This is a genomic window from Shewanella sp. SR1 (assembly GCF_020447145.1).
Classification (GTDB): domain Bacteria; phylum Pseudomonadota; class Gammaproteobacteria; order Enterobacterales; family Shewanellaceae; genus Shewanella; species Shewanella baltica.
The window spans coordinates 62,822-88,642 of record NZ_JAJAEF010000004.1 but is presented as its reverse complement, the minus strand read 5'-3'; the positions used below and the strand labels follow the sequence as shown (position 1 = coordinate 88,642).

At 47.0% G+C, this 25,821-nt stretch carries 17 protein-coding genes; 15 read left to right on the top strand and 2 right to left on the bottom strand.

What is annotated here, in order from left to right; translation table 11 throughout:
- Positions 1–7 precede the first annotated feature (7 nt).
- The 10 genes from rseP to tilS all read left to right on the top strand — a co-directional run bounded on the left by rseP (position 8) and on the right by tilS (position 13,974).
- Entirely contained in the window at positions 8–1,378 is a 1,371-nt protein-coding gene (gene rseP / locus KV201_RS05115) for a sigma E protease regulator RseP (RefSeq protein ID WP_226058711.1), read from the top strand.
- Positions 1,379–1,409: 31 nt separating this feature from the next.
- A complete protein-coding gene (gene bamA, locus KV201_RS05110) occupies positions 1,410–3,890 on the top strand; it encodes an outer membrane protein assembly factor BamA (protein ID WP_012088728.1) in 2,481 nt (826 codons plus the stop codon).
- Positions 3,891–3,954: 64 nt separating this feature from the next.
- Complete coding sequence (locus tag KV201_RS05105; RefSeq protein WP_011846353.1) at positions 3,955–4,452, top strand: OmpH family outer membrane protein; 498 nt, start codon at positions 3,955–3,957, stop codon at positions 4,450–4,452.
- Positions 4,453–4,455: 3 nt separating this feature from the next.
- Positions 4,456–5,481, top strand: a complete 1,026-nt coding sequence (lpxD, locus tag KV201_RS05100; RefSeq protein ID WP_126492385.1) for a UDP-3-O-(3-hydroxymyristoyl)glucosamine N-acyltransferase — start codon at positions 4,456–4,458, stop codon at positions 5,479–5,481.
- Positions 5,482–5,512: 31 nt separating this feature from the next.
- On the top strand, positions 5,513–5,977 hold the full coding sequence (fabZ, locus tag KV201_RS05095; protein ID WP_106650029.1) for a 3-hydroxyacyl-ACP dehydratase FabZ: 465 nt from the start codon (positions 5,513–5,515) through the stop codon (positions 5,975–5,977).
- Entirely contained in the window at positions 5,974–6,744 is a 771-nt protein-coding gene (gene lpxA, locus KV201_RS05090) for an acyl-ACP--UDP-N-acetylglucosamine O-acyltransferase (RefSeq protein ID WP_006080991.1), read from the top strand. Before fabZ ends, lpxA begins: the two co-directional genes overlap by 4 nt.
- A 220-nt stretch (positions 6,745–6,964) precedes the next feature.
- Positions 6,965–8,143 carry a lipid-A-disaccharide synthase gene (lpxB, locus tag KV201_RS05085; RefSeq protein ID WP_226058710.1) on the top strand — a complete coding sequence of 393 codons (1,179 nt, stop codon included), beginning with the start codon at positions 6,965–6,967 and terminating at the stop codon, positions 8,141–8,143.
- Positions 8,143–8,775: a ribonuclease HII gene (gene rnhB, locus KV201_RS05080; RefSeq protein ID WP_226058709.1), complete on the top strand. Its 633-nt coding sequence runs from the start codon at positions 8,143–8,145 to the stop codon at positions 8,773–8,775. Before lpxB ends, rnhB begins: the two co-directional genes overlap by 1 nt.
- A gap of 163 nt (positions 8,776–8,938) precedes the next feature.
- Positions 8,939–12,412, top strand: a complete 3,474-nt coding sequence (gene dnaE / locus KV201_RS05075) for a DNA polymerase III subunit alpha (protein ID WP_226058708.1) — start codon at positions 8,939–8,941, stop codon at positions 12,410–12,412.
- A 41-nt stretch (positions 12,413–12,453) separates the two neighbouring features.
- Positions 12,454–13,974 carry a tRNA lysidine(34) synthetase TilS gene (gene tilS, locus KV201_RS05070; RefSeq protein WP_226058707.1) on the top strand — a complete coding sequence of 507 codons (1,521 nt, stop codon included), beginning with the start codon at positions 12,454–12,456 and terminating at the stop codon, positions 13,972–13,974.
- A 257-nt stretch (positions 13,975–14,231) separates the two neighbouring features.
- Here the strand turns inward: tilS and KV201_RS05065 are convergent, their stop codons facing one another.
- Positions 14,232–15,122, bottom strand: a complete 891-nt coding sequence (locus KV201_RS05065; protein WP_006080996.1) for a GGDEF domain-containing protein — start codon at positions 15,120–15,122, stop codon at positions 14,232–14,234.
- Between the two features lie 170 nt (positions 15,123–15,292).
- Between KV201_RS05065 and KV201_RS05060 the strand changes: the two genes are divergently transcribed.
- Entirely contained in the window at positions 15,293–17,239 is a 1,947-nt protein-coding gene (locus KV201_RS05060) for a monovalent cation:proton antiporter family protein (protein WP_226058706.1), read from the top strand.
- A 108-nt stretch (positions 17,240–17,347) separates the two neighbouring features.
- On the opposite strand, the gene KV201_RS05055 is transcribed toward KV201_RS05060, so the two are convergent.
- Complete coding sequence (locus tag KV201_RS05055; RefSeq protein WP_006080998.1) at positions 17,348–17,557, bottom strand: cold-shock protein; 210 nt, start codon at positions 17,555–17,557, stop codon at positions 17,348–17,350.
- Positions 17,558–18,122: 565 nt separating this feature from the next.
- On the opposite strand from KV201_RS05055, the gene KV201_RS05050 reads away from it, so the two are divergent.
- The 4 genes from KV201_RS05050 to KV201_RS05035 all read left to right on the top strand — a co-directional run bounded on the left by KV201_RS05050 (position 18,123) and on the right by KV201_RS05035 (position 25,468).
- Positions 18,123–19,982, top strand: a complete 1,860-nt coding sequence (locus KV201_RS05050; protein WP_226058705.1) for a DUF885 family protein — start codon at positions 18,123–18,125, stop codon at positions 19,980–19,982.
- Positions 19,983–20,250: 268 nt separating this feature from the next.
- Entirely contained in the window at positions 20,251–23,472 is a 3,222-nt protein-coding gene (locus KV201_RS05045; RefSeq protein ID WP_226058704.1) for a DEAD/DEAH box helicase, read from the top strand.
- Between the two features lie 49 nt (positions 23,473–23,521).
- Positions 23,522–24,286: a phosphatase gene (locus KV201_RS05040; RefSeq protein ID WP_006085262.1), complete on the top strand. Its 765-nt coding sequence runs from the start codon at positions 23,522–23,524 to the stop codon at positions 24,284–24,286.
- Between the two features lie 6 nt (positions 24,287–24,292).
- Positions 24,293–25,468 (top strand): NAD(P)-dependent oxidoreductase, encoded by a 1,176-nt coding sequence (locus tag KV201_RS05035; RefSeq protein ID WP_226058703.1) that lies wholly within the window; start codon positions 24,293–24,295, stop codon positions 25,466–25,468.
- Positions 25,469–25,821 lie beyond the last annotated feature (353 nt).

Below are 25,821 nucleotides of genomic sequence, written 5' to 3'. Positions count from 1 at the left end.
GAGTGGGATGTTAGATTTTTTATGGAACTTAGGTTCTTTCATCGTTGCACTGGGCCTGTTAATCACTGCCCACGAATACGGCCATTTCTATGTCGCACGCCGTTGTGGTGTCAAAGTCGAACGTTTCTCCATAGGTTTCGGTAAGGCGATTTGGCGTCGTGTCGGTAAAGACGACACTGAATACGTGTTAGCCATGATCCCACTTGGTGGCTATGTCAAAATGCTCGATGAACGCGTTGAAGACGTCCCCGAAGCATTAAAAGATCAAGCATTCAATCGTAAAACCGTTTGGCAACGCATTGCGATTGTGGCTGCTGGCCCGATTGCGAATTTTATTTTTGCCATCGTTGCCCTGTATTTTATGTATCTGATTGGTGTGCCATCACTGAAACCTGTGATCACATCGACAACACCTGGGACTGCCGCCGCGCAAATCCAGGTCACAGAGCCAATGCAAATAACGGCCATTTCCGGTCAAGCTGTACGTAACTGGGAAGAAGTGAATTTAGCCTTAGTGGGCCACATAGGCGATCAAAGCCTGAGTGTGTCGCTGACGCCATTGAGCGGTTTGCAGGGCTTAGATTCCAGCGCGCGCTCTTATACCTTAGATACCCGCAATTGGCATTTTGATCCTGAAAAAGAATCGCCGATTACCACCTTAGGTTTAGGGATATATCGCCCCGAAATCGACCCTACCATTGCTGCTATTAGCCCTGACAGCGCCGCTGCCAAGAGTGAGCTAAAAGTCGGCGATACCTTAGTGGCGATAAATGGTAAAAATTATACCGATTGGCAGGCTTTTGTTGACATTATTCAACATTCTGCCAATGTGCCTGTGAGCTTAACTGTGCGTCGTAATGGCGAACAGTTTAACGTGGCAGTGACACCGTTAAGCAGTAAAAACGCCGATGGTCAAGATATAGGTATGCTTGGGGTGAGCCCAACCCAAGCGCCATGGCCAGACAATATGCGTTTACAACTTGAATATGGACCAATCGATTCTTTCGGCATAGCAGCGGATAAAACATGGCAACTTGTTGCTGTGAGCTTTAAGATGATTGGCAAATTATTTACCGGCGATGTGTCGGTGAAAAACCTGAGTGGACCCATCTCGATCGCACAGGGTGCGGGCAGTAGTGCAAACTATGGCTTGGTCTATTTTCTCGGGTTCCTCGCGCTCATCAGCGTCAATTTAGGCATCATTAACTTGTTGCCTTTACCTGTGCTCGATGGGGGACACCTGCTGTATTACTTTATTGAAGTAATAACTGGTAAACCTGTACCTGAAAAGGTGCAGGAAATAGGATTCAGATTTGGGGCAGCAATACTGCTGATGTTGATGAGCATTGCGCTTTTCAATGATTTTGCCCGACTCTGAGCAAGGACAGACTAATAATTAGAAGTGCTCTATGAGATTGAATAAACTTTTTGCCTCGATGTTATTCGTCGGTGCGTCGTTTTCAGGGACTGTGTTGGCTGATACTTTCCAACCGTTTGAAGTGACCGACATCCAAGTTGAAGGTTTGCAGCGAGTTGCACTCGGTGCTGCCCTGTTAAGCTTACCAGTAAAAGTAGGTGACACTGTTGACCAGTTAAGAATTCAACAAGCCATTAAAAGCTTGTATGCATCGACTAACTTTGAAAATGTCTCCGTGAGCCGAGATGGCGGCGTATTAGTGGTGAAAGTCACTGAACGTCCTACCATCAGTGCCGTGACATTCGATGGCAACAAAGACATTAAAGACGAACAGTTACAGGAAAGTCTGGACGGTTCTGGCGTTAAAGTCGGTGAGTCGCTCGATCGCACTATGTTGACCGGTATTGAAAAGGGTTTGCAGGATTTCTACTACGGCGTGGGTAAATACGGCGCTAAAGTGGAAGCTCAAGTGATCAACTTACCCCGTAACCGGGTTGAGCTGAAATTTAAGTTCACCGAAGGTTTAGCGGCCGAAATACGCCAAATTAACGTGGTCGGTAATCATGAGTTCACCGATGCTGAGTTGATTGGCATGCTGGAACTTAAAGATTATGTGGCTTGGTGGGATCTGTTCGGCGAACGCCGTTATCAGAAGCAAAAGCTGCAGGCCGATCTCGAGACCATCAAAACCTATTATCACAATAAAGGTTATATTCGCTTTGAAGTCACCTCGACTCAAGTGGCGATGACGCCTGACCGTAAAGGTTTATATATCACCATCAACGTAGATGAAGGTGAGAAATATAAAGTTAAAGAAGTAAACCTGACGGGTGATTTGATGGGCCGTGAAGAGTTGATGAAATCAATTCTGCCGATCAAAGCGGGTGATATGTACAACGGCGGTGATGTGACTTTCACCGAAGAAATGTACAGCAAATATTTAGGCCGCTTCGGTTATGCCTACCCAGAAGTCAAAACGTATCCTGAAATTGATGATAAGACTAAAGAAGTGACCTTAAACATCAATGTTAAACCGGGTAAACGTGTTTACGTGCGTGCGATTAACTTCACTGGTAACACAGTGACAAAAGATGAAGTGATGCGTCGTGAACTGCGTCAGATGGAAGGGGCTTGGTTAAACTCTGCGCAAGTGGAGCAATCTAAAGCGCGTCTTAACCGTTTGGGCTTCTTCGAAACCGTTGACACTGAAACCATTCAAGTGCCAGGCACTGATGATTTAGTCGATGTTGCGGTTAAAGTGAAAGAGCAGCCGTCGGGCTCATTCAACGCCGGTGTCGGCTATGGTACTGAATCAGGCCTGAGCTTGCAGTTTGGTGTGCAGCAAAATAACTTCTTAGGCACAGGTAACCAAGCGGGTATTAGCTTGAGCACCAACAAGTACTCTAAGAACGTTAACTTATCCTATACCGATCCGTATTGGACGAAAGATGGTGTGAGTTTAGGGGGGAGCGTTTATTGGAGCGAGTTTGACGCCAATGAAGCTAACTTAGAGCGTTATAAAAACAGTTCTTACGGTGTGGCGCTGAACTCGGGTTTCCCGATCAATGAATACAACCGTATCAACGGTGGCATAGGTTATCGTCATAACACGATTTCTGAAATTTCTGCCTATGAGCAAGCACTGCGTTTCTATAACATCTACCGTGATGACGATCCAAATGCGGACTTAAGTTTCGATAACTTTGAACTGAGTCTGGGCTGGTATCGTAGCACTTTGAACCGTGGCACTTTCCCAACAGACGGATCGTCTCAGCGTTTGAACGGTAAAATGACTTCGCCAGGGTCTGATTTACAGTACTTTAAGACAGACTTTGACACTAACTTCTATTTCCCTATTAACCGTAGTCAGAGCTTTGTGCTCTTGGCCCGTGGTCGATTAGGTTATGGTAACGGTTATGGTCAATTTAATGATAACGACCAAATTCTGCCTTTCTGGGAAAACTATTACTCAGGTGGTAGCAGTTCACTGCGTGGCTTTAAGTCTAACTCTGTGGGGCCTCGTTCATTCTATCTCTACCGAGGTAGTGAACCATGTGCACCGGATCCATCGGGCGATGGTTGTAGTTTGCCGGGCGATCCTAACAGTATCCAAGTGAGTTCTGGCCGTTCAATCGGTGGTAACGCCCTTGCGACAGCGAGCATGGAGTTGATTGTACCGACGCCATTCTTGGATGAGGCTTACACTAACTCAGTGCGTACGAGTTTCTTCGTTGATGCGGGTAACGTTTGGGATACTGAGTTTGATTACAATGCATATCAAACACTTCCAGCGGACGAGTTTGCTAAGTTACAGGACTACAGTGATCCAGCACGCCTGCGCGCTTCTTGGGGCTTAAGTGTGCAGTGGTTATCACCTATGGGTCCTATGGTGTTTAGCTTAGCGTGGCCGATTAAAGAATACGAAGGCGACCAAACAGAGATCTTCTCTTTCAATATTGGCAAAACTTTTTAAAAGGCATACACTCGGCAAGTTTTGCTGACTATAACAAGGTAACAAGGAGTTTATTTTGAACAAGATGGTAAATCGCGCGCTGATGACGTTAGTTTTGTTAGGCGCGCCGTTAATGGCACATGCTGAGAAAATTGCCGTAGTGGATATGGGGGCTGTGTTCGAACAGCTGCCACAACGTGAACAGATCTCTCAATCTCTGAAGAAAGAGTTTGGCGATCGCATGGCTGATGTCCAAAAAATGCAAGAAGAAATGCGCTCTCTAATGGAGAAGCAGCAACGTGACGGTGCGTTAATGAACGATGCACAAAAAACGGAACTGGTTCGTAAAATGGAATCGCTAAAATCTGAATATCAGTTAAAAGGCAAAGCATTGGATGAAGACTTACGTCGTCGCCAAGGTGAAGAGCAAAATAAACTGTTAGTTAAAGTGCAGAAAGCCATCAACACTATCGCTGAAAAAGACCAATATGATTTGGTATTACAACGTGGTGCAGTCATTTATGTTAAGCCTAACGCTGACATCAGTGGCAAAGTGGTTGAAGCCTTAAGCAAAGGCAAGTAATAGATGAAAAGTGTGACTTTAAAAGAGCTAGGCCTGTTATTAGACGGTGATATTCAAGGCGACGAAACGCTAATTATTAATAGTGTGGCGACCTTAGAACATGCCAAAGCAGGTCAAATCTCTTTTTTAGCCAACAGTAAATATCGCTCTCAGCTTGAGGAGACTCAAGCGAGTGCGGTGTTATTGTCAGCTAAAGATGCGCAGGATTATCAAGGTACTGCGTTAATTGTAAAAGATCCTTATGTCGGTTTTGCCCGTGTTGCCCAGTATTTGGACACTACGCCTAAAGCGGCGGTGGGTATCCATCCTTCGGCTCAAATTGACGCTTCTGCCCATATAGGTGAAGGTGTTGCGATTGGGGCGAATGCGGTTATTGGTGCGAACGTCATTTTAGGTGAAAATGTCCAGATAGGTGCCGGTGTCGTGCTCGGACAAGATGTGGTTATTGGCTCAAAAACGCGTTTGTGGGCTAATGTCACTGTCTATCACGATGTGCATTTAGGACAAGATTGTATTATCCATTCGGGCGCTGTATTAGGCTCCGATGGTTTTGGTTATGCCAATGAACGCGGTCAGTGGATTAAAATCCCACAAACGGGCGGCGTTCGTATCGGCGATCGGGTTGAGATAGGTGCGAATTCAACGGTAGATCGGGGGGCATTAGGCCATACCGAGATCCACGATGGGGTGATTATCGATAACCAAGTACAAATTGCCCATAACGATATTATCGGTGAGAATACCGCTATCGCTGGCAGTACGACCATCGCAGGCAGTGTCACTATTGGTAAATATTGTATTATTGGTGGTAGTTGTGCCATCGCAGGTCATTTGAGCATTGCCGATGGTGTGCATGTGTCTGGTGCTACGAATATTACCACTAATATGCGTGAGCCCGGTTTATACTCTTCTGCCACAGTGGCAATGGACAATAAACTTTGGCGTAAAAACACAGTTCGTTTCCGTCAGTTAGATGAACTGTTCCAGCGTGTTAAAACGTTGGAAAAAAATTTAAAAACACCAGATTAATTGCTCCAAGGCAATTTGAGGAACTCGGTTCGTGTCTAATCAAATGAACACTATGGATATTAAAGAAATACTTAAATATCTACCCCATAGATATCCATTCCTATTGATCGATCGTGTGCTTGATTACACTCCTGGTGTTAGTCTGCAGGCGATCAAAAACGTTTCAATAAATGAGCCATTTTTTCAGGGACATTTCCCGGTTCAGCCTGTGATGCCAGGCGTGCTTATTTTAGAAGCCATGGCGCAGGCAACTGGCCTGTTAGCCTTTAAAACCATGAGTAGTGATGTGCCACCTCCAGGGGTGTTGTATTACTTTGCTGGTATCGACAATGCGCGTTTTAGACGTGTGGTTGAGCCAGGAGATCAAATCCATTTTGATGTCAAAATGATTAAAGAGCGCCGCGGGATTGGCGTCTTCTACGGTGAGGCCAAAGTGGATGGTGAAGTGGTTTGTTCCGCTGAAATCATGTGTGCCCGCAGAGAGATTAGTCAGTGATAGATACATTAGCGTTTGTGCATCCCGATGCAAAAATTGGCAATAACGTCACCATTGGCCCTTGGACCTATATCGGTGCAGGCGTTGAAATTGGTGATGATTGTTGGTTGAGTTCCCATGTGGTTGTTAAAGGCCCAACGATTATCGGCAAAGGTAATCGTATTTTTCAATTCGCCTCAGTAGGCGAAGAGTGCCAAGACAAAAAGTACGCTGGCGAACCCACACGATTGATCATTGGTGACAATAACGTCATCCGTGAAAACGTGACTATCCACCGCGGTACAGTCCAAGATAACAGTGAGACGCGTATTGGGTCGAACAACCTGTTTATGAACTATGTACATATCGCCCATGACTGTGTGGTCGGCGACAATGTGATCATGGCCAATAACGCTTCTATCGCGGGTCACGTACATGTGGGTGATTGGGCGATTTTAGGCGGCATGACAGGTGTTCACCAGTTTGTGCATATCGGTGCCCATGCGTTTACTGCAGGTTGTTCTTTAGTATTGCAGGATGTACCTCCCTTTGTGATGGCGGCGGGTCAACCGACGATTCCACGCGGTTTAAACAGCGAAGGCATGAAGCGTCGTGGTTTTTCTAAAGAAAGCCAACTTGCAGTGCGCCGTGCTTATAAAACCTTATATCGCAGCAGCTTGACAGTTGAAGAAGCGATTGAAGCGTTGGCTGAAGATGCGCAGAACGATGAGCAAGTGAAATTGTTCCTGGAATTTGTAAAGTCATCGAGTCGCGGCATTATTCGCTAACTTGATGACCACATGACAACAAAAGGGCATTTTTATGCCCTTTTGTATTATTGGCTTAAGCCTATTGGGTGGTTAGACTTCGTCGTTAGTAATGTCCTTGTGCATTCAACCATCAATGAGCTTAATCATTAATTTACATCAGTATGGCTTGGAATGATGCGTTTTAGCTGTTGTTCGCCCCGTCATCCAATGTCATTCATTCATGAGACATGATTGGTTTATGAGCAATAAAACTCCATTAGTGTTTGCCATGGTTGCCGGAGAACTCTCGGGCGATATTTTAGGCGCAGGTTTAATGGCGGCGCTGCAAAAGAATCACCCCGATGCGCGCTTTGTCGGTATTGGTGGTCCCCGTATGGAAGCCCTTGGCTTCAGATCCCTGTTTGCGATGGAAGAACTCGCCGTGATGGGGATTGTAGAAGTGCTATCCCGTTTGCCTCGTTTATTAACAGTACGTGCCTCCCTGATTAAAGAGATTACCGCGCTTAAGCCCGATTGTTTTATTGGCATCGATGCACCGGATTTTAATATTGGCCTCGAGCTTAAACTCAAAGCGCGTGGCATTAAGACGGTCCATTATGTGAGCCCGTCTGTGTGGGCGTGGCGTCCAAAACGGATATTCAAAATCGCCAAAGCCACCCATATGGTGTTGTCGCTGTTGCCTTTTGAGAAAGCCTTTTACGATCAGCATCAGGTGCCTTGTACCTTTGTGGGTCATACCTTGGCCGACGATATTCCCTTGCAAAGCGATAAGGCCGCAGCCCGTGCCTTGCTCGGACTAGATGCCGATGCTGAATACTTAGCGATTCTGCCCGGTTCCCGCGGCGGTGAGTTAAAGCAACTGGCCGAGCCTTTTGTGAAAGCGGCTTTGTTGATTAGGCAAAATTTCCCAGACATACGTTTTGTGACGCCGCTAGTGAATCAAAAACGTCGTGACCAATTTGAGCAAGCGCTGAAAGATTTTGCGCCAGATCTTGAAATCCACATGATTGAAGGTCAGTCGCGTGAAGTGATGGCGGCAGCCGATGGGATTTTATTGGCATCTGGCACCGCGACGTTAGAAGCCATGCTGGTCAAGCGTCCTATGGTGGTGGCTTATCGCGTGAGCTCGATAACCTATCGTATTGCTAAGCGCATGATGCAAGTAGAACGTTTCTCGTTACCGAATTTGCTTGCTGGAAAAGATCTCGTCCCAGAACTCATTCAAGAAGATTGCACCCCAGAGAAAATTGCGGCGGCAGTCACCCTTGAGCTCAATCGCGATTTTGCGCCGCTCAAAGCCGAGTTTGAAGCCCTGCACCAAGTATTACGTCGTGATGCGAGCTTAAAAGCTGCTGAAGCGGTAATGGCGCTGGTTGAGCCTAAACACACTCATGCTAAATCGCAGGAGGCTAACTAGTGGCAACTTATAAAAGTTTAACCGAAGCCGATTTGCTCGCCTTTTCAACCGGTTTGATTGCCGGAGTGGATGAAGTCGGCCGCGGCCCCTTAGTCGGCGATGTGGTCACTGCCGCAGTAATTTTAGATCCAAACAAGCCCATCAGTGGCCTGAATGATTCTAAAAAACTCAGTGAGAAACGCCGTGAAGCCCTGTTCGATGAGATTTGTGATAAAGCTTTGTGTTATCAGGTTGGCCGTGCCAGTCCTGCTGAAATCGATGAGCTGAATATTCTGCACGCCACTATGCTGGCGATGCAGCGTGCGGTTGCTGGGCTTAATATTGCCCCAGAGCTTGTGCTTGTGGATGGCAATCGTAGCCCCATCTTTGTTGCCCATAATGGCGCAGGGCTTACCAGCCACAGCATCATTAAAGGTGATGGTTTGATTGCCAGCATCAGCGCCGCTTCGATCATCGCGAAAGTGACGCGGGATCGCGAGATGGACGTGCTCGATGCCGCTTATCCGCAATACGGTTTTGCAAAACATAAGGGCTATCCAACTAAGGCGCATTTTGAGGCCATAGCCGAACATGGTGTGTTTGACCAATATCGTAAAAGTTTCAAACCCGTCAAGGCATTACTGGGACTGTAAGCGCTGCTTTTAGCATTTTGCTCAAACAACTTGAAACTCGTATCTTCAGGTTGTTTGGGTATATAGTTCCCGTTATCCGGCAAAGTCACTGGCTCTGGCTGCGTGACTTTGTTAGTCTGCTTTCTAGTTATTGTTAACCTGCTATTCAAAGATAATCCTAATTATGTCCGATCCTCGTTTTGTGCATCTTCGTGTCCACAGTGACTTCTCAATGACCGATGGCGTGGCCAAGGTCAAGCCAATTTTGGCGCAGGTGGAAGCGCAGGGAATGGCGGCTGTCGCCCTGACTGACCAAAACAACTTTTGTGGTTTGGTTAAGTTTTACAGTGGTTGCCATGGTGCGGGGATCAAGCCGATTATCGGCGCCGATTTTTGGATGCAAGTGCCCGGATTTGAAGGCGAATTATGCGCCTTGACCATAATTGCGATGAACAATATTGGTTATCAGAATCTGACCCAAATTATCAGTCAGGCTTATTTGCGTGGCCAAGTTGCTGGGCGTGTGGTGATCGACCAAGAGTGGTTACTCACTTATAACGAAGGCATTTTGCTGTTATCGGGCGCCAAAGAGGGCGATCTGGGTAAGGCGCTCCTCAAGGGTAATAGCACTCAGGTTGAATCTTTATGTGAGTTTTATCAGACACATTTCGCCGATCGATATTTTCTCGAACTTATCCGTACCGGCCGCCCAGACGAAGAGCGTTATCTACACATGGCAGTGATCTTAGCGCAGGATAAGGGTATCCCAGTGGTCGCCACCAATCAGGTGGTGTTCCTTAAACCTGAGGATTTCGACGCCCATGAAATTCGGGTCGCGATCCACGATGGTTTTACCCTTGCCGATCCGCGCCGTCCTAAAAAGTACAGTGAACAGCAGTACTTACGCAGCGAAGAGGAAATGTGCGAGCTATTTGCCGACATTCCCGCGGCGCTGGCGAACAGTGTCGAAATCGCTAAACGTTGTAACGTGACGATTCGTTTGTACGAGTATTTTCTGCCCAACTTCCCGACTGGCGATATGTCCATCGAAGACTTTCTGGTCGATTGCTCGAGGAAGGGCCTTGAAGAGCGGCTCGAGTTTTTGTTCCCCAACCCCGAAGTGCGCGCCGAGAAACGGGGCGAATACGACGAACGGCTCGATATCGAACTCAAAGTAATCAACCAGATGGGCTTCCCTGGTTACTTCTTGATCGTAATGGAGTTCATCCAATGGGGTAAAGATAACGGTATCCCAGTGGGACCCGGTCGTGGTTCGGGCGCGGGTTCACTTGTGGCCTATGCGCTCAAAATCACCGACTTAGACCCGCTCGAATTTGACTTACTGTTCGAACGTTTCTTGAACCCTGAGCGGGTTTCTATGCCCGACTTTGACGTCGATTTTTGCATGGATAGACGCGATGAAGTGATCGACCACGTGGCCGAGTTGTACGGCCGCGAAGCGGTATCGCAAATTATCACCTTTGGTACTATGGCGGCAAAAGCGGTTATCCGCGACGTTGGCCGAGTGCTCGGTCATCCCTATGGTTTCGTTGACCGAATTTCAAAATTAATTCCTCCAGAACCAGGCATGACACTGGCGAAAGCTTTTGAAGTCGAGCCAGCGTTGCAAGAATCTTACGATGGCGATGAAGACGTCAAAGATCTGATCGACATGTGCCGTAAGCTCGAGGGCGTAACCCGTAACGCTGGTAAGCACGCCGGTGGTGTAGTGATTGCACCGACAAAAATTACCGATTTTGCGCCGCTCTATTGCGATGCAGAAGGCAAAAACCCAGTAACACAATTCGATAAAAACGACGTTGAAACCGCAGGGCTAGTTAAGTTCGATTTCTTGGGATTAAGAACCCTGACGATTATCGACTGGGCGCTCGAGATGGTGAACAAGGTCGAAGTGAAAAACGGGCGCAAACCAATACGGATTGAGGCGATTTCACTCACGGATCCCGCCTGTTTCCGTTTGCTGCAAAAGTATGAAACTACGGCGGTATTCCAGCTCGAATCCCGTGGTATGAAGGATTTGATTAAACGTCTGCAGCCCGACTGTTTCGAAGACATGATCGCACTGGTGGCACTATTCCGTCCGGGGCCGTTGCAATCGGGCATGGTAGATAACTTTATCGAACGTAAGCATGGGCGCGAGGAAGTCTCGTACCCAGATTCTCAGTATCAACATGAATCGCTTCGTGAGCTGTTATCGCCGACCTACGGCATTATTCTGTATCAAGAGCAGGTGATGCAGATTGCGCAGGTGCTATCGGGCTACACCCTTGGCGGCGCCGACATGCTGCGCCGTGCTATGGGTAAGAAAAAGCCCGAAGAGATGGCCAAGCAGCGCAGTATCTTTAAAGAAGGCGCAATCAATAACGGCGTCGATGGCGACTTGTCGATGAAGATCTTCGACTTAGTGGAAAAGTTTGCCGGCTACGGTTTTAACAAATCTCACTCCGCCGCTTATGCGCTGGTTTCCTATCAGACCTTATGGCTTAAAACCCATTTTCCTGCGCAGTTTATGGCGGCGGTCATGTCGGCCGATATGGATAACACAGATAAGATTGTGACCTTGGTCGATGAATGTGAGCGTATGGGCTTGCCGCTTATTCCGCCGGATGTGAACAAAGGTTTGTTCAAATTTACCGTCGATGATGATCTGCGCATTGTTTATGGCATCGGCGCCATTAAAGGTGTGGGCGAAGGCCCAGTTGAATCGATTTTAGAGGCGCGTAAAGACGGCCCCTTTGTCGATTTATTCGATTTCTGTGCCCGCATCGATTTGAAAAAACTCAATAAGCGCGTGATTGAAAAGCTGATCTGCGCGGGTGCCTTAGACAATCTTGGGCCGCACCGTGCGTCAATGATGGCCACCTTGCCCGAAGCGATTCGCGCCGCCGATCAACATGCTAAAGCCGAAGCGATAGGCCAACACGATATGTTTGGTTTGCTCAACAGTGAACCCGAAGACAGCAAGCAGCAGTTTGTTGAATGTACCCCTTGGCCGGATAAAATTTGGCTTGAAGGCGAGCGTGAGACCTTAGGCTTGTATTTGACCGGCCATCCGATCAATCAGTATTTAAAAGAGCTTAAGCATTACACGTCCGGCCGTTTGAAAGATGTGCATCCCACCGAGCGCGGTAAAACGGCTAAGGCTGCGGGTTTAGTGGTGGCAACACGCGTGATGTTGACTAAGCGCGGCTCGAAAATGGGCCTGTTGACGCTTGACGATAAGAGCGCGCGTCTTGAGATCATGTTGTTTACTGAAGCGTTTGAAAAATTTAATCATCTACTGGAAAAAGATCGCATCCTCATTTGTGAAGGTGAGGTGAGTTACGATGATTTCGCCGGCGGCAACCGCATGACGGCGCGTAATATCATCGACATTAGTGAGGCGCGAAGTCACTTTGCTAAGGCGCTAGAAATCGATATGGATGGCAGTGAGTTAACGCCATCAGCCCTCGATACCTTCGAGCAAGCCTTAAGCTCGTGGCGTAACGGCGCCGTGCCTGTGGTGATCAACTACACTCAAGCCCAAGCCAAAGGTCAATTTAGGCTCGCCGATGCTTGGCGAGTGAATCCGACCGATGACTTGATGCTCTCGCTTGAATCGCTGCTCGGGCCAAACAAGGTGAGAATTTTATTCTAATGTTGGCGAATGTCTTAGGTGCAAACAGATGAAGTTAACCTATGTCGGTTAAGTTTGATGAGCCATCGGCTGCAGGCGATCTCTGCGCGCATATTAGTGCTTTTTTGACGGCGCAGTCTTTAGCGCCTGACTGCAAGTTAGTGCTGGCTTACAGTGGCGGGGTTGATTCCGAAGTATTGGCCTTTGGCTTAAGTCAGTTTGCGCGGCAATATCCCGAGTTTAGCTATCAACTGGTGTATGTGCACCATGGCCTAAGCGACAACGCTGAGGTTTGGGCGCAGCATTGTCTTGAGCGCGGTCAGCATTACGGTTTGCCCGTAACGGTTGAGCGAGTAACGGTTAATCGCGGACCAAGATTAAGCCTTGAAGCCGAAGCACGAAAAGTCCGTTATCAAGCGATTGAACGGCATTTAAGCGCAAATGATGTGTTGTTAACTGCCCACCATGAAGATGATCAGCTCGAAACTATTCTGCTTGCGCTCAAGCGTGGTCAGGGCCCGAAAGGGCTGGCGGCTATGGGGCAAGTACAAGCATTAGCACAAGGCAGACAACTTCGGCCGTTATTGGATATCAGCCGTGAGCAAATTGAAGCCTACGCAAAACAGCAAGGCTTAGTGCATATCGAAGATGAAAGTAATCAAGACGATAAGTTCGATCGTAATTTTTTACGTTTAGAAATCATTCCCCGCTTAAAAGCGCGTTGGCCGAGTATTGCGACGACCGCGAGTCGCAGTGCGGCATTGTGCGCCGAGCAACAGGCAACGCTGGATTTACAGGTGGGTGAACGTTTACCTTTATGGTTAACCCAAGCGCCTTACCATACTCAAAGTGTATTTACACTCGATGGTTTTGCCGAGCAGTCAGCCGACTGGCAAGCGCTACTATTGCGGGGTTTTATCGAATCCCAGGGTTTTGCCTTGCCCTCAAAGGTTCAGCTTAATCAGATCATCACTCAGGTTTTAACCGCGAAAGATGATGCCAAAGTGCATATTCGTGTCGGTGAATGTGAAATCCGCCGCTTTGCCAATCAAGTGTATTTATTTAAGTATCAAGCCCGTCCGCGTCATGTTAAGCCTGCGAGCTGGACGCTTCCTTCGCAGCTCCTCATCCCGTTAGTGCAGGGCGATGTCTCTCAATTAGACGTTCCTCAATCAGACGTTACTCAATCAGACGTTACTCAATTATACGTTACTCAATTAGACGTTACTCAATTAGGCGTTACTAAATTAGACGTGAAACCTGCGGAGGTTACTTGTGGTGAGCCGATGCGTCTCAGTGCCTCTAAACAAGGGCCCAGAGCTCGCTTTCCTCGGCCAGATGAAGTGGTGAGTGTGCGTTATCAACTTGCGGGGCAATGTCGCTGTCATCCCCATTCTCGTGGCAAGGGCCGAGAATTAAAGAAACTGTGGCAAGAGTTTGCCGTTCCGCCTTGGGTACGTGAAAAGGTCGGTTTCGTGTTCTATAACGAGCAACTGGTTATGGCGATTGGGCTGTGGGTTGAAAAGAGCTTTATTCTTGAGTCGAATGGACTAGGTTTACAGGTCTCTCAAACTTCTGTTTAAGTGTTTGTTTAAGTGCCTGTTGGCGAAGCAAGGGGTTTGGGTTGGGAGTTGTCGCTGGAGTTTTTGTGAGTCGTTGCGGCGTTATTCTTTTTAAGTAGGAAAGCAGCAAAGTAAGAAAGAGTAGGTCGCAGCACGTCAGTTTGATTCGAATCTTCCTTGAGATCTACATTGAGATATTAACTTTCCTTTCGTTTTGAACCTTCACCGATTACGCGCTGCGAGTTTTTTATCGCATTTCATTTGGCATCCCTGCGCGTCTAAACTAATTGATTTTGGCTGAGTTTATAGCAGTTACGTCCCGCTGCTTTGGCTTGATATAGTGCCTTATCGGCAAGTTCATAAAGTTGTTCGGCTTCAATGGTATCGTGTGATTCTGCCGCACCTAGACTACAGCTCACCCCAAACTGGGTGAAACTACTGTGCTGATTGATGGCCGAGACAATCCGTTCGCACAACAAGCCTGCCGCATGAATATTACCTTGGACAATAATAACGAATTCGTCACCGCCGATACGGAATGCTTGATCCGTATTACGTATGGTCGCACGAATGATGTCGCCAAATTCCTTCAGAATATAATCACCACATTTATGGCCGAATTTATCATTTAGCTGTTTAAAGTTATCTAAATCGAGCACTATGAGTGCGACAGAACCTTGTTTTCTATGGGCTCTGGCGGTCGCATTACTGAGACTTTGACTGTAGTAATGGCGATTACCTAAACCTGTGAGCGAGTCAAACATGGCTTGCATCGACATTTCTTGGTATTGCATTGCATTTAATAACGGTTGCAATAACAGCGGCTCAATCTCTTTCAGGTTCGAGGTTTGCGATGGCGTCAGTGGCGTCAATAACTGGTATTGAATCGTCAGCGGCATACCTGCACATATCAGCTGTCTTTTGACGCTGATACCATAACGTTTGCCCCAGCTTAATTTATGTTCGCCATAACTTAAGCGCACACCTTGGATCGGCAAGTGTTGTCCCAGCACTTTGCCATAGCAGGCAAAGACTGTCCTTGGATCTAAACTGGCGTGCAGTTGTTGGATCACTTGTACCAAGTCCAATGGATTATCATTGGGACTATAATGTTCTGTTTGATAGCGATATTCGTCGGGATATAGCTCGGTCGCTAGGCCAAAGTCCATAATCATCACTCCAGCAAATGTTAGTGCGATACATCTCTTACCTAGTCTAAGCAAATACCGTGCCGTAATATTTGTTAATAAAATTTGTCTTTGTTAGTCATTCAGTTAAGCTTAAAACTCAGCGTTAGTTTTTTTGACACGTCAGCATTTTGACAGGAGTCATCGCCCCAATGGAACATAGCTTCTTAATCCAAGTACTACTTATGTTAGTGATTGCCATTGTGGCTATTGCTGTGCTGCGCCGTTTGGGCTTACCCGCAATTCTGGCTTATTTACTCACTGGTGTAGTGAGTGGACCGAGCGGTTTTCATTGGTTTACCCAGCATCAAATGCAATCTGTCGCTGAACTTGGGGTAGTGCTACTGATGTTTACCTTAGGCTTAGAGTTCTCTGTGCCGCGTCTGTGGGCCATGCGCCGTACCGTATTTGGCTTAGGCAGTGCACAGATGGTAATAACGACCCTGTTGACTATGGGCGTGGCCCTGTTGTGTGGTCTTAATTGGGTCGAAGCCTTAGTTATCGGAGCTGCCATTGCCTTATCATCCACTGCCATCGTCCTTAAATTACTCAATGAACAGGGGTGGTTGCGTCGTCGTCATGGTGAGCTATCCGTCAGTGTCTTATTATTCCAAGATTTAGCGGTTGTGCCGCTGTTGATCCTATTGCCATTACTGGCCAATGGTGGCGAACCTTTGATGCTTGCGGATATCGCCTTTGCCTTGCTCAAAGGTATTTTGGCCTTTTTCCTCTTGATGGCTTTTGGTAAATGGGCACTGCCGCGGATTTTTGACGAAGTTGCCCGCTCCCGCTCTAACGAACTCTTCGTGTTATCAACACTAGTGGTGGCTTTAGTGACAGGCGCATTTACCCAATGGCTGGGATTATCAATGGCGCTGGGGGCATTTATGGCGGGCATGCTGCTGGGGGAAAGCCAGTACCGTCGCCAACTTGAGGCGGATATCCGGCCGTTTCGCGATCTATTGATGGGGCTGTTTTTCATTTCCATCGGCATGATGCTGGACTTTACCTTAGTGATGCGTTTCTGGTGGCAGATATTGTTGATCTTAGTGGCCGTTGTACTAGGTAAGGCGCTGATCATTCATGGGATCTTAAGATTGGTTGGCGAACCCTTTCGGATTGCGATGAGCACCGCCATGAGCTTAGCCCAAGTGGGCGAATTCAGTTTTGTGGTGTTGGCTTTAGCGGTTAACTATCAACTTCTAGATAATGAAATCAGTACCATGTTAGTCATGGTCGCCGTGCTTTCCATGACGATAGCCCCGTGGTTAGTTCGCCATAGCGTGGATATTGCTAAGTGGGTGTTAGGAATAAGGCAGGCAAAACATGTGGATGAAGCTGTGCCACTCTTGATGGATGAGCATGATCTGGTGATGATTTTTGGTTACGGCCGAGTCGGGCAGACCATTGCCCGTTTTTTGAAAACTGAAGCTGTACCTTATCTGGTCATGGATCTCGATCCGACTCGTGTCTCTGAGGCGCGCCGTGCTGGCGAACCTATTTATTTTGGGGATGTGTGTAAACGGGCGATGTTAAAACAAATTGGCGTTAAGCAGGCCAAGATGATCGTCATCACTTTTTGTGAGTCGCGCAGTTTAGAAGAAGTTCTACTCTTATGTAAGTTATTGGCGCCAGACGCTAAAATTTTAGTCAGAACTAAAGACGACAGTGATTTAGACTTACTGAAAAAAGCCGGTGCCAATCAAGTGATCCCAGAATCTTTGGAAGGCAGCCTGATGTTAGTGTCACAGGTGTTACATCAATGTGGTGTGCCACTGGCGCGCATTTTAAAACGCTTAGAGTCAGAGCGGCGCAATCATTATCAATTTTTACATGGCTTCTTTTCCGGTACAGAAACCGACTTCACCTTGGAGTCATTGCATGCGGTGGCGTTACCGCGTGGTGCAGATGCGATTGGTAAAACCGTTGCCGATATTATGTGGGAAACATTGAGGGTGGAGTTAAGGGCGATTCGTCGCAGTGGCGCCGAAGTGGAACATCCTGAGCAGGACTGGGTTTTTCGTGCAGGGGATATCTTACTGATAGTGGGTAAACCACGAAGACTTGAGAAAGCGGAAGCTAAACTGCTGCACGGCTAAAGGTTAATGGTCTGCGTGAGTGATGGATGAAAACGCAGATATAAAAATGCCGACATAATGTCGGCATTTTTGTCTGGAACTTGTTAGCTTAAATTAGACAAAGTCTAATTACAGAATAACTACGTTCGCAGCTTGAGGACCTTTTTGGCCTTGTTCGATATCAAAAGAAACCTTTTGACCTTCAGCAAGAGTTTTAAAGCCTTCTGAAACGATTGCGCGGAAATGAACGAATGCGTCAGCGCCACCATTGTCAGGAGAAATAAAACCAAAACCTTTATCTTCGTTAAACCATTTAACTACACCAGTAGTTTTAGACATGAATGTCTCCAAAATTTTCAAACAAATAATTCGCAATTATGCGGGATGTTAGCCAGAAATAGAATTATTTACATTGATGATAAGTTATGAGTGGAAAGCTTCATGACAGCAAAAAATATTACAGGCGTAGCGAAGGTTTTCAAATACATAATATTGCTTATAAATAGGTCTGAATCACAGGCCGGAGTACAGATTAACACACTCTAGGGGTTTGTATAGCTTTATTTTGAAATACCTTTCATCTATAGAGAGGGTTATGGAAAGATTCTGGGAGGGTGATGCTTTATAACTGTTTATATTCAATTGGATACGAAGTTAGTTTGAAAGTTATCGAGCGTAAAAAATATTTTGTCTGTTTGTCGCGACTTAGTGACAGTTTACCTATTAGGTGTCTGTGGAGTGTGGGAGGCGACCTGTATGCCAGAGAAGGGATTCAGTCACGCTTAGTTACGTTGCTAAATTGTTACCTATTTGTGTTGGTGATATTCTCGTCTGCAAAATAACAGCGTGCTTGAGCTTTAGATTCAGTGCGATAACTGTAGACCCAATATAATAAGAATGGAGAATGACGTTGAAAACAGCACTAAAACGGATTGGACTCGGCAGCTTAGTCTTAGTGCTGTTATTAGTGTCGCTGGCCGCCCATGAATGGTTTGCGAAAAAGCCGTTTTTCTTTCGCGCGTTTTTAGATCGAAGTGTGGTCAAGATGGCTTTCGAAAGCCCTGAGACCTTAACCTCATTGGGTTTCTTAGAATCGGTAGGGATTACAGGCCATAACGCCGAGTTGGATGATGATAGTCCAGAGGCGATGGATAAGACTTTCGCGCAAGTGCGTGATCTACGTGAAACCTTGCTGAGTTATTCCGATGCGGATTTAGATGAAAATCAGCGCATTTCCAAGGATATTGCCTTATATCTTGCCGATTTTGCATTGGTCTCTGAGCCGTATCGTTACCATAACTATCCGCTGAATCAGTTGTTTGGTGTGCAAAACGGGTATCCCAGCTTTATGCAGGCACAGCACCAAGTCCACTCGGTGGGCGATGCTGAAAACTATCTGTCGCGATTACAAAAGGTGAAACTTAAGTTTGCGCAAACGCTCGAAGGCTTAAAAATCCGTGAAGCTAAAGGGATTATTCCGCCTAAGTTTGTGATTGAGCGGGTACTGACCGAGATGAATGATTTTGTCGCGACGCCGATTCAAGACAATATCCTATACAGTTCATTCAAAACCAAATTAGCTGACACGGATATCAGTGCCGATGAACAAGCACGGTTATTGGCCGCCGCTGAAGCGGACATTAAAGGTTATGTGCATCCAGCGTATCAATTATTTATCGACTACTTCACCCAGTTACAAGCCAAAGCTGGGACGGATGATGGTTATTGGGCGCTGCCAAATGGCGACCTTGCCTATGAGCAATTGCTGAAGTTCTTTACGACCACTAATTACACTGCTGACGAAATCCATGCTAAAGGGCTGGCTGAGGTGGATCGCATTCAGAGCAAGATCATGACTATCTTAGCCGCTGAAGGCTACGATGTGAGCCAAGGTTTCTCGGTCGCGATTGAAGCATTAGCCGCCGATCCTAAGTTTTACTACGAAGATAGCGATGCGGGCAGAGCGCAAATCCTGGTCGATTATCAGCATATTCTTGATGAAGTGAATGCCGGACTCGGTGATGCCTTCCGTATTCGACCCGAAGCGGGCATGGAAGTGGTGCGTATTCCTGAATTTAAAGAGAAAACAGCACCGGGTGCCTATTATCAGCAGCCCGCGATTGACGGCAGTCGTCCGGGGCGTTTCTATGCCAATTTATATGACATCAAGGCCACGCCTAAATACGGTATGCACACTTTAGCCTACCACGAGGGGATCCCTGGGCATCATTTTCAAATCGCAGTGGCGATGGAGTTAGAGGGTATGCCACTTATTCGTAAGATGGCGCCTTTTACGGCGTACATTGAAGGTTGGGCTTTATATAGCGAACGTTTGGCGTGGGAGCTTGGTTTTCAAAAGGATCCCTTTGATAATATCGGTCGTTTGCAGGCAGAGTTGTTCCGCGCTGTGCGTCTAGTGGTAGATACGGGCATTCACCATAGCCGTTGGACTCGCGAGCAAGCGATCGACTATATGAAGAAAAACACTGGCATGTCCGATCGTGATGTCACGGCTGAGATTGAGCGTTATATCGTTATGCCAGGCCAAGCGACGGCCTATAAAGTCGGCATGATGAAAATTCTCGAACTGCGTGAAAAAGCCAAGTCGGCCCTAGGAGATAAGTTCGATCTCAGAGACTTCCATGATGTGGTACTGAAAAATGGCGCCGTGCCCTTGGATATCTTAGAAACATTGGTCGATCGCTACATTGCTGATACAAACATTGCTGATACAAAAAGTACTGAAGCTAAAGCAAAAGTTTAGCCCTTGGTTGTAACCGTTAACGCTTAGTGATTAATGCAAGGCTAACACCTGATTTATCAATGGCTTTATGCGAGTTTAAATCCATATCCTGTCTGCGAGTAAGTGTGTTCTCTTAATCTTGCAGGCAGGGTGGGTTTATCGATAGAGGCTATCATTCTGGCTTTCGGCCAAGGCTTTCAATACAATCCCACACAACTCATTGATAAATGTCGCTCGGCAATGGCTTGCTATTGTTAGGTATTGATATTTTTAGTTTCAAGGTTTTTACATGAATCGCTTGTCCCCCCAAGATCCTATCCAATTGACTCGCACTACTATTGAGTCATTATTCACGTCGCCAACCTTAATGCGCGCCCGTGATTATGTGATGAAGGGACGGGTCTTGAGCGCCAAAGCGAATGCCGATTTTCGTCATATTGAAGGTCGCGTCATGGGGACGGAATCCCAGCCCTATCGTCAAGATATTCGCCTCGTGAGTGTTAACCATAAGTTGATCATGAATGGCTTCTGTTCATGCCCCGCCACTGGGCATTGCAAGCATATTGCCGCCGTGCTTTACAGTTTACTGAGTGATAGAACCGTTGAAGATCAACGTATTGCCCAGTGGTTACATCTGCTAGACGAGAGTGATGATCTCACGGTTTCAAATGTCGATTTACTCTATGACGATCGCGTGCTGTACGTGTTATCCAAAGATGATAACGGCGTCTACCTTGAGCTAAGAAAAGGCAAGTTGGCGAAGAAGGGCGGCTATAACAAAGGCTCGAAAATAGCGTTATCCGATGTGCAATATTACATGCCCGCTTGGATTGGTGCCGAAGACGTACTCATCATCAATCTCGTTATGTCGACCCGCCGCCACGGTGCCTCGCGTCTGTACCTTAAAGCTCAGTTAGGCGCTATGGCGCTGGAAAAAATGCTCGTCACTGAACGGTGTTTTTGGGAAGAGAGCCGTTTAGCGCTCACCCGAGGTGAACCGTTAAAGCCAGAATTCATTTGGCTAGATAAGGATGCCGAACATAAACAGATGCAGTTAACGTTGCCCAATAAAGAAAATTGGGAGCTGATCCCCTGCGAGCCGCCGACTTATATCGATTTTGATTATTTTAAGATAGGCGCATTAGAGACAGAGATCAGCGTTGAAAAACTCTTGTTACTCAGCCAGATGCCGCCAGTGCCTAGCTCGCAGATTGAAATGGTGAGTCACAAACTGATTAAACACTTTTCGGCGAAAACCGTACCTACGCCTGTTTCGATTGATTTTGTCGAGTTGCAAGTACCGCTGCAAGTCAGGTTGACCTTAACTTCACAGGAGTTACCCGAGTTTGCTATGGCGCAGCCACTGGTGCTGTTGGAGTTTGTCTATCAAGACGTGGTACTTGGCGGCCAATATCCCGACGAGCCCTTGTCCTTAGTTACCCATCAAGGCAAAACCTATCAAGTCGCGCGTCAACTCGATGCGGAAATGGATGCGATTAATCGTTTGATGGCATTGGAACTGGTGGAGCTGGCACCTTCTTTTATCCCTAACAGTGGCAGCTATGTCAGCATTTGGGGTTTAGGGCCACTGCCAGAAACCATTGATGCTTGGTTGCACTTTATTCAACAGGAAATCCCGGCGCTAGAGGCCTTGGGCTACCAAGTGCATTTTGCCGACCATTTCAGTTTGAATGTGATTGATACTCCATTGGCGATTGAACTGGATGATACGCAAGAGGGTTGGTTCTCCCTGTCACTGAATGCCGATATCGATGGCCAAATGGTGCCTATGCTGCCCTTAATTGCCACTTGGCTTAAGCAGTATGGTGAACCGGCAGATGATGCAGAATTACTGCTACCCAGCCCGAATGGCGATTGGTTAAAAGTCAAAGCCAGCGTGATTAAGCCGCTGATCAGCATAATTTTAGAACTGTTCGATAGCCATAAAGGCAATAGCGTGTCTTTGCCTAAATACCGTGCCCACCTATTAAATGATTTTGCCGACAGCGATATTCGTCTGCTTAATGGTGAGCGGGTACGCAGTTTAGCAACTAAGCTTGAAAATTTTAACGGTGTGTTAGAGGTCGCAGTCCCATACAACTTAAATGCTGAGTTACGCCAGTATCAACAGCAAGGCTTAAATTGGCTCTGTTTTTTAAAGGAATATCAGCTTGGCGGTATTTTGGCCGATGATATGGGGCTGGGGAAAACCATTCAAACCTTGGCCTTTTTACTCAAGCAGCAAGCGTTAAAACCGACGGGTGCTAGCCATGTACCGAGCCTAATTATTTGCCCAACGAGTTTAGTGGGCAATTGGGCGAAAGAAGCCGCGAAATTTGCGCCTTCGTTAAAGCTTGTCATCATTCATGGCGCCTTGCGTAAGCCTTTGCTCGAACGCTTAGGTGAGTTTGATATTGTGGTGACTACCTATCCGCTGATTGTGCGCGACAGTGACTATTATCAACAGCAGGTGTTTGAACATATCGTGCTCGATGAAGCGCAGCAGATTAAAAATGCGCAGGCGAAAGTGACTCAAGTGATTAAAGATCTTAAAGCGCCGTTTAGATTGTGTTTGTCGGGTACGCCGCTTGAAAATCACTTAGGCGAACTTAAGTCTTTGATGGATTTTAGTTTGCCCGGATTACTCGGCACGAATGCCTTCTTTAATAAATCCTTTAGGCACAAAATTGAACGTTATGGTGATATGGAACAAGCGCAAATCTTGAGTCAACGGATTGCGCCTTTTGTGCTGCGCCGAACCAAAGATGAAGTGGTCGGTGAATTACCCCCTAAAACCGAAATCTCCCAGAGCTTAGAGTTAGAAAAAGATCAGCGAAATCTCTACGAGAGTATTCGACTGGTAATGGAGAAAAAACTGCGGGATTTATTTGCCACTCAAGGCGTTGGCAGCAGCCATATCGAGTTTCTCGATGCTTTACTTAAGCTACGCCAAGCCTGCTGCGATCCGCGCTTAGTAAAGTTAGAGCAAGCGCAAAAAGTGAAGAGTAATGCTAAGTTAGACTGGCTAAAACAGAATCTGCCCGAGATGGTGCAAGAGGGGCGTAAGATATTGATCTTCAGCCAGTTCACTAGCATGCTCAGCCTGATTGAAGCTGAGCTGGTGGACTTGGGGCTCGATTACAGTAAGCTCACAGGGCAAACTCGCCTGCGCCAAGCCCAGATAGATAAGTTCCAAGAGGGCGATACGCCTGTGTTCTTAATTAGCTTAAAAGCGGGCGGTACTGGGCTCAATCTCACCGCGGCGGATACTGTGATCCACTATGATCCTTGGTGGAATCCGGCGGCGGAAAAACAGGCTACGGACAGAGCCCATCGTATCGGCCAAGATAAGCCCGTGTTTGTGTATAAGCTGATTGCCGAAGGCACTGTAGAAGAAAAAATCCAAGAAATGCAGCAGCATAAGCAAAGCCTCGCGGACAGTATTCTCGAAGGTAAAGGTAAGGGCACATGGCAAGGAAGCGCCGATGAATTGTTATCGCTTTTTAGCTAATCATGGCCAGTTTTTCTAAATTGATTGAATCATTTGACTGAGGTGAACCATGCAGTACCAAGTCGACACTCATACCCATACTGTGGCTTCAAGCCATGCTTATAGCACGATTCATGACTATATTGCCGTAGCAAAACAGAAGGGTATTCGCCTATTTGCGAATACAGATCATGGGCCTGCGATGGCGGATGCACCGCATTTTTGGCACTTTGTGAATTTAAGAGTGCTGCCACGTATGGTCGATGGTGTCGGGATTTTGCGCGGTATCGAAGCCAACATAAAAAATATCGACGGCGAGATTGATTTCTTTGGCGATTATCTAAAGCAGCTGGATATTGTGCTCGCGGGATTCCATGAGCCGGTTTATCCGCCATCGGATAAGGCAACCCACACAGAGGCTATGATTAATGCGATTAAGAGTGGCAAGGTTGATATCATTACTCATCCGGGAAACCCAGCCTACCCGATTGATATTGAAGCCGTTGCCCGCGCCGCTGCCGAATACGGTGTAGCGCTTGAAATTAACAATTCCTCCTTTGAAGTATCCCGTAAGGGTAGCGAAGCCAATTGCACTGCGATTGCTAAAGCGGCCAAGGAATTTGGCACTATTTTAGTTATGGGCTCTGATTCCCATGTGGCCTTTAGTTTGGGCGGTTTTGCGCGGGCGCAAGCGATCATCGATGAAGTGGCTTATCCGCCATCACGATTACTCAATCGCAGTCCTTCTGCACTCTTGGCTTTTTTAGCCGCCCGTGGTCATGAAACCGTCGCCGATTTGATCCCCTTATTTAGCGATGATGAGCCATGCTGTTGATCCGTGATGAAAATAGTGGCAATTAAAGTGACACCAACTCAATGCGCTGAGGCGAGCACTACAGAAGCTAACATCCCGCAAGTCGTGTTAATCACTGGCGCGAAGAGTCAGCTCGCAGAGGCCTTGCTGAGAATCGCTGCCAATATTGGCGAGCTAGCCATAGATAGCAACGCAAGTGAAAACACAAGCATACCGCTGGAGCTGTATGCGTTAAGTCGCAGTCAGTTAGACATTACCGATGCCGCCAATATTGCAGCAGTGTTTGATCAATATCGACCAAGCTGGGTGATCAATTGCGCGGCCTATAATGCGGTAGACGCTGCTGAGCATGACGCAATCGAAGCGCATCGGGTGAATGCACTCGGCCCTGAGTTATTGGCGCAGCAATGTTTGTTGTCGGGCGCCCGCTTGCTGCATGTGTCGAGCGATTATGTGTTTGGTGGTCAAGCTGTTTGCGAGATTGCTCATGCTGCTGAACGTGTTGTTTGCGATGCTAGAGAAAGTGGCGTTGAACAACATCAAAACCCAGACTCAGCTTCAAATTCAAATTCAAACCCAAATCCAAACCCAAACCCAAACCAAGTTCATTTACCAAGGCCATTTGTTGAACTTGATGCTCCCGAGCCGTTGTCTGCTTACGGTACGAGTAAGTTGCTTGGTGAGCAGAGGGTAGTGGCGGTCTTGGGTGATTGCGCAACGATTGTGCGCACCTCATGGCTTTACGGTCAAGATGGGCATAATTTTGTCAACACCATGCTGAACTTGATGCGTACTCAGTCAAGTTTGCAGGTGATAGCCGATCAAATCGGCTGCCCGACTTGGAGTGATGCACTCGCTAAGGTGATTTGGCAATTAGTCATGCAGCAGCGCTCGGGCGTATTTCATTACAGCGCTCAAGGCCAGTGCAGTTGGTATGAATTTGCCAGTGAAATCCAGCGACAAGCCCTAGCGCTTAATTTGTTAAGTCAACCTGTGGATATCCAGCCGATTACCAGTGCGGATTATACTAAGCAGGCACTAAACCGCGGTGTCAATTTGGCAAAAAGGCCGAGTTATAGTGTGTTGAACAGTGGTAAATTACGCTCCACTTTGGCTACGAATAATGTACTGTCGATGCCTGAACAGATCGAGTGGCAAGATTGGCGTCAGCAACTGAATTGCATGTTGCGGCGGTTATCTTGACGATAATGAGCGTGACTCACATTTTGCTTTAGGCTGCTTTAATCACGCTTTAAGCGTTTACGTCATCTGAGTGATTAACGCTGTTGAAAACAATAAGCCCGCCAATAATCAGATTTAAGCGACGGCTTTAGACTATCCGTATGAAAACATGGGCTGTGAATACGAATGCAGCTGGACTCAAGGCTCTTCTCAGCACCGATGGCTTGCCTTAGTATCGTAATCACTTTGTTTATCTGTGGTTTTGTGCGCAGCGGTTCAAGCCGTGAGTCTTAGTCTATTTTGCTTGATGTATGATGAATTTGTTCTAAATTCCCCTTGGATGACAATGGCATAATGCCAGAATATTTAATGCA

Excerpts from the sequence above, each read along its gene's own strand:
- tilS (WP_226058707.1), top strand. The coding sequence starts at position 12,454 with ATGTCGGTTAAGTTTGATGAGCCATCGGCTGCAGGCGATCTCTGCGCG.
- KV201_RS05060 (WP_226058706.1), top strand. The coding sequence starts at position 15,293 with ATGGAACATAGCTTCTTAATCCAAGTACTACTTATGTTAGTGATTGCC.
- lpxD (WP_126492385.1), top strand. The coding sequence starts at position 4,456 with ATGAAAAGTGTGACTTTAAAAGAGCTAGGCCTGTTATTAGACGGTGAT.
- bamA (WP_012088728.1), top strand. The coding sequence starts at position 1,410 with ATGAGATTGAATAAACTTTTTGCCTCGATGTTATTCGTCGGTGCGTCG.
- rseP (WP_226058711.1), top strand. The coding sequence starts at position 8 with ATGTTAGATTTTTTATGGAACTTAGGTTCTTTCATCGTTGCACTGGGC.
- KV201_RS05050 (WP_226058705.1), top strand. The coding sequence starts at position 18,123 with ATGACGTTGAAAACAGCACTAAAACGGATTGGACTCGGCAGCTTAGTC.
- KV201_RS05035 (WP_226058703.1), top strand. The coding sequence starts at position 24,293 with ATGAAAATAGTGGCAATTAAAGTGACACCAACTCAATGCGCTGAGGCG.
- KV201_RS05105 (WP_011846353.1), top strand. The coding sequence starts at position 3,955 with ATGGTAAATCGCGCGCTGATGACGTTAGTTTTGTTAGGCGCGCCGTTA.
- lpxB (WP_226058710.1), top strand. The coding sequence starts at position 6,965 with ATGAGCAATAAAACTCCATTAGTGTTTGCCATGGTTGCCGGAGAACTC.
- dnaE (WP_226058708.1), top strand. The coding sequence starts at position 8,939 with ATGTCCGATCCTCGTTTTGTGCATCTTCGTGTCCACAGTGACTTCTCA.
- KV201_RS05045 (WP_226058704.1), top strand. The coding sequence starts at position 20,251 with ATGAATCGCTTGTCCCCCCAAGATCCTATCCAATTGACTCGCACTACT.
- KV201_RS05040 (WP_006085262.1), top strand. The coding sequence starts at position 23,522 with ATGCAGTACCAAGTCGACACTCATACCCATACTGTGGCTTCAAGCCAT.
- KV201_RS05055 (WP_006080998.1), bottom strand. The coding sequence starts at position 17,557 with ATGTCTAAAACTACTGGTGTAGTTAAATGGTTTAACGAAGATAAAGGT.
- KV201_RS05065 (WP_006080996.1), bottom strand. The coding sequence starts at position 15,122 with ATGGACTTTGGCCTAGCGACCGAGCTATATCCCGACGAATATCGCTAT.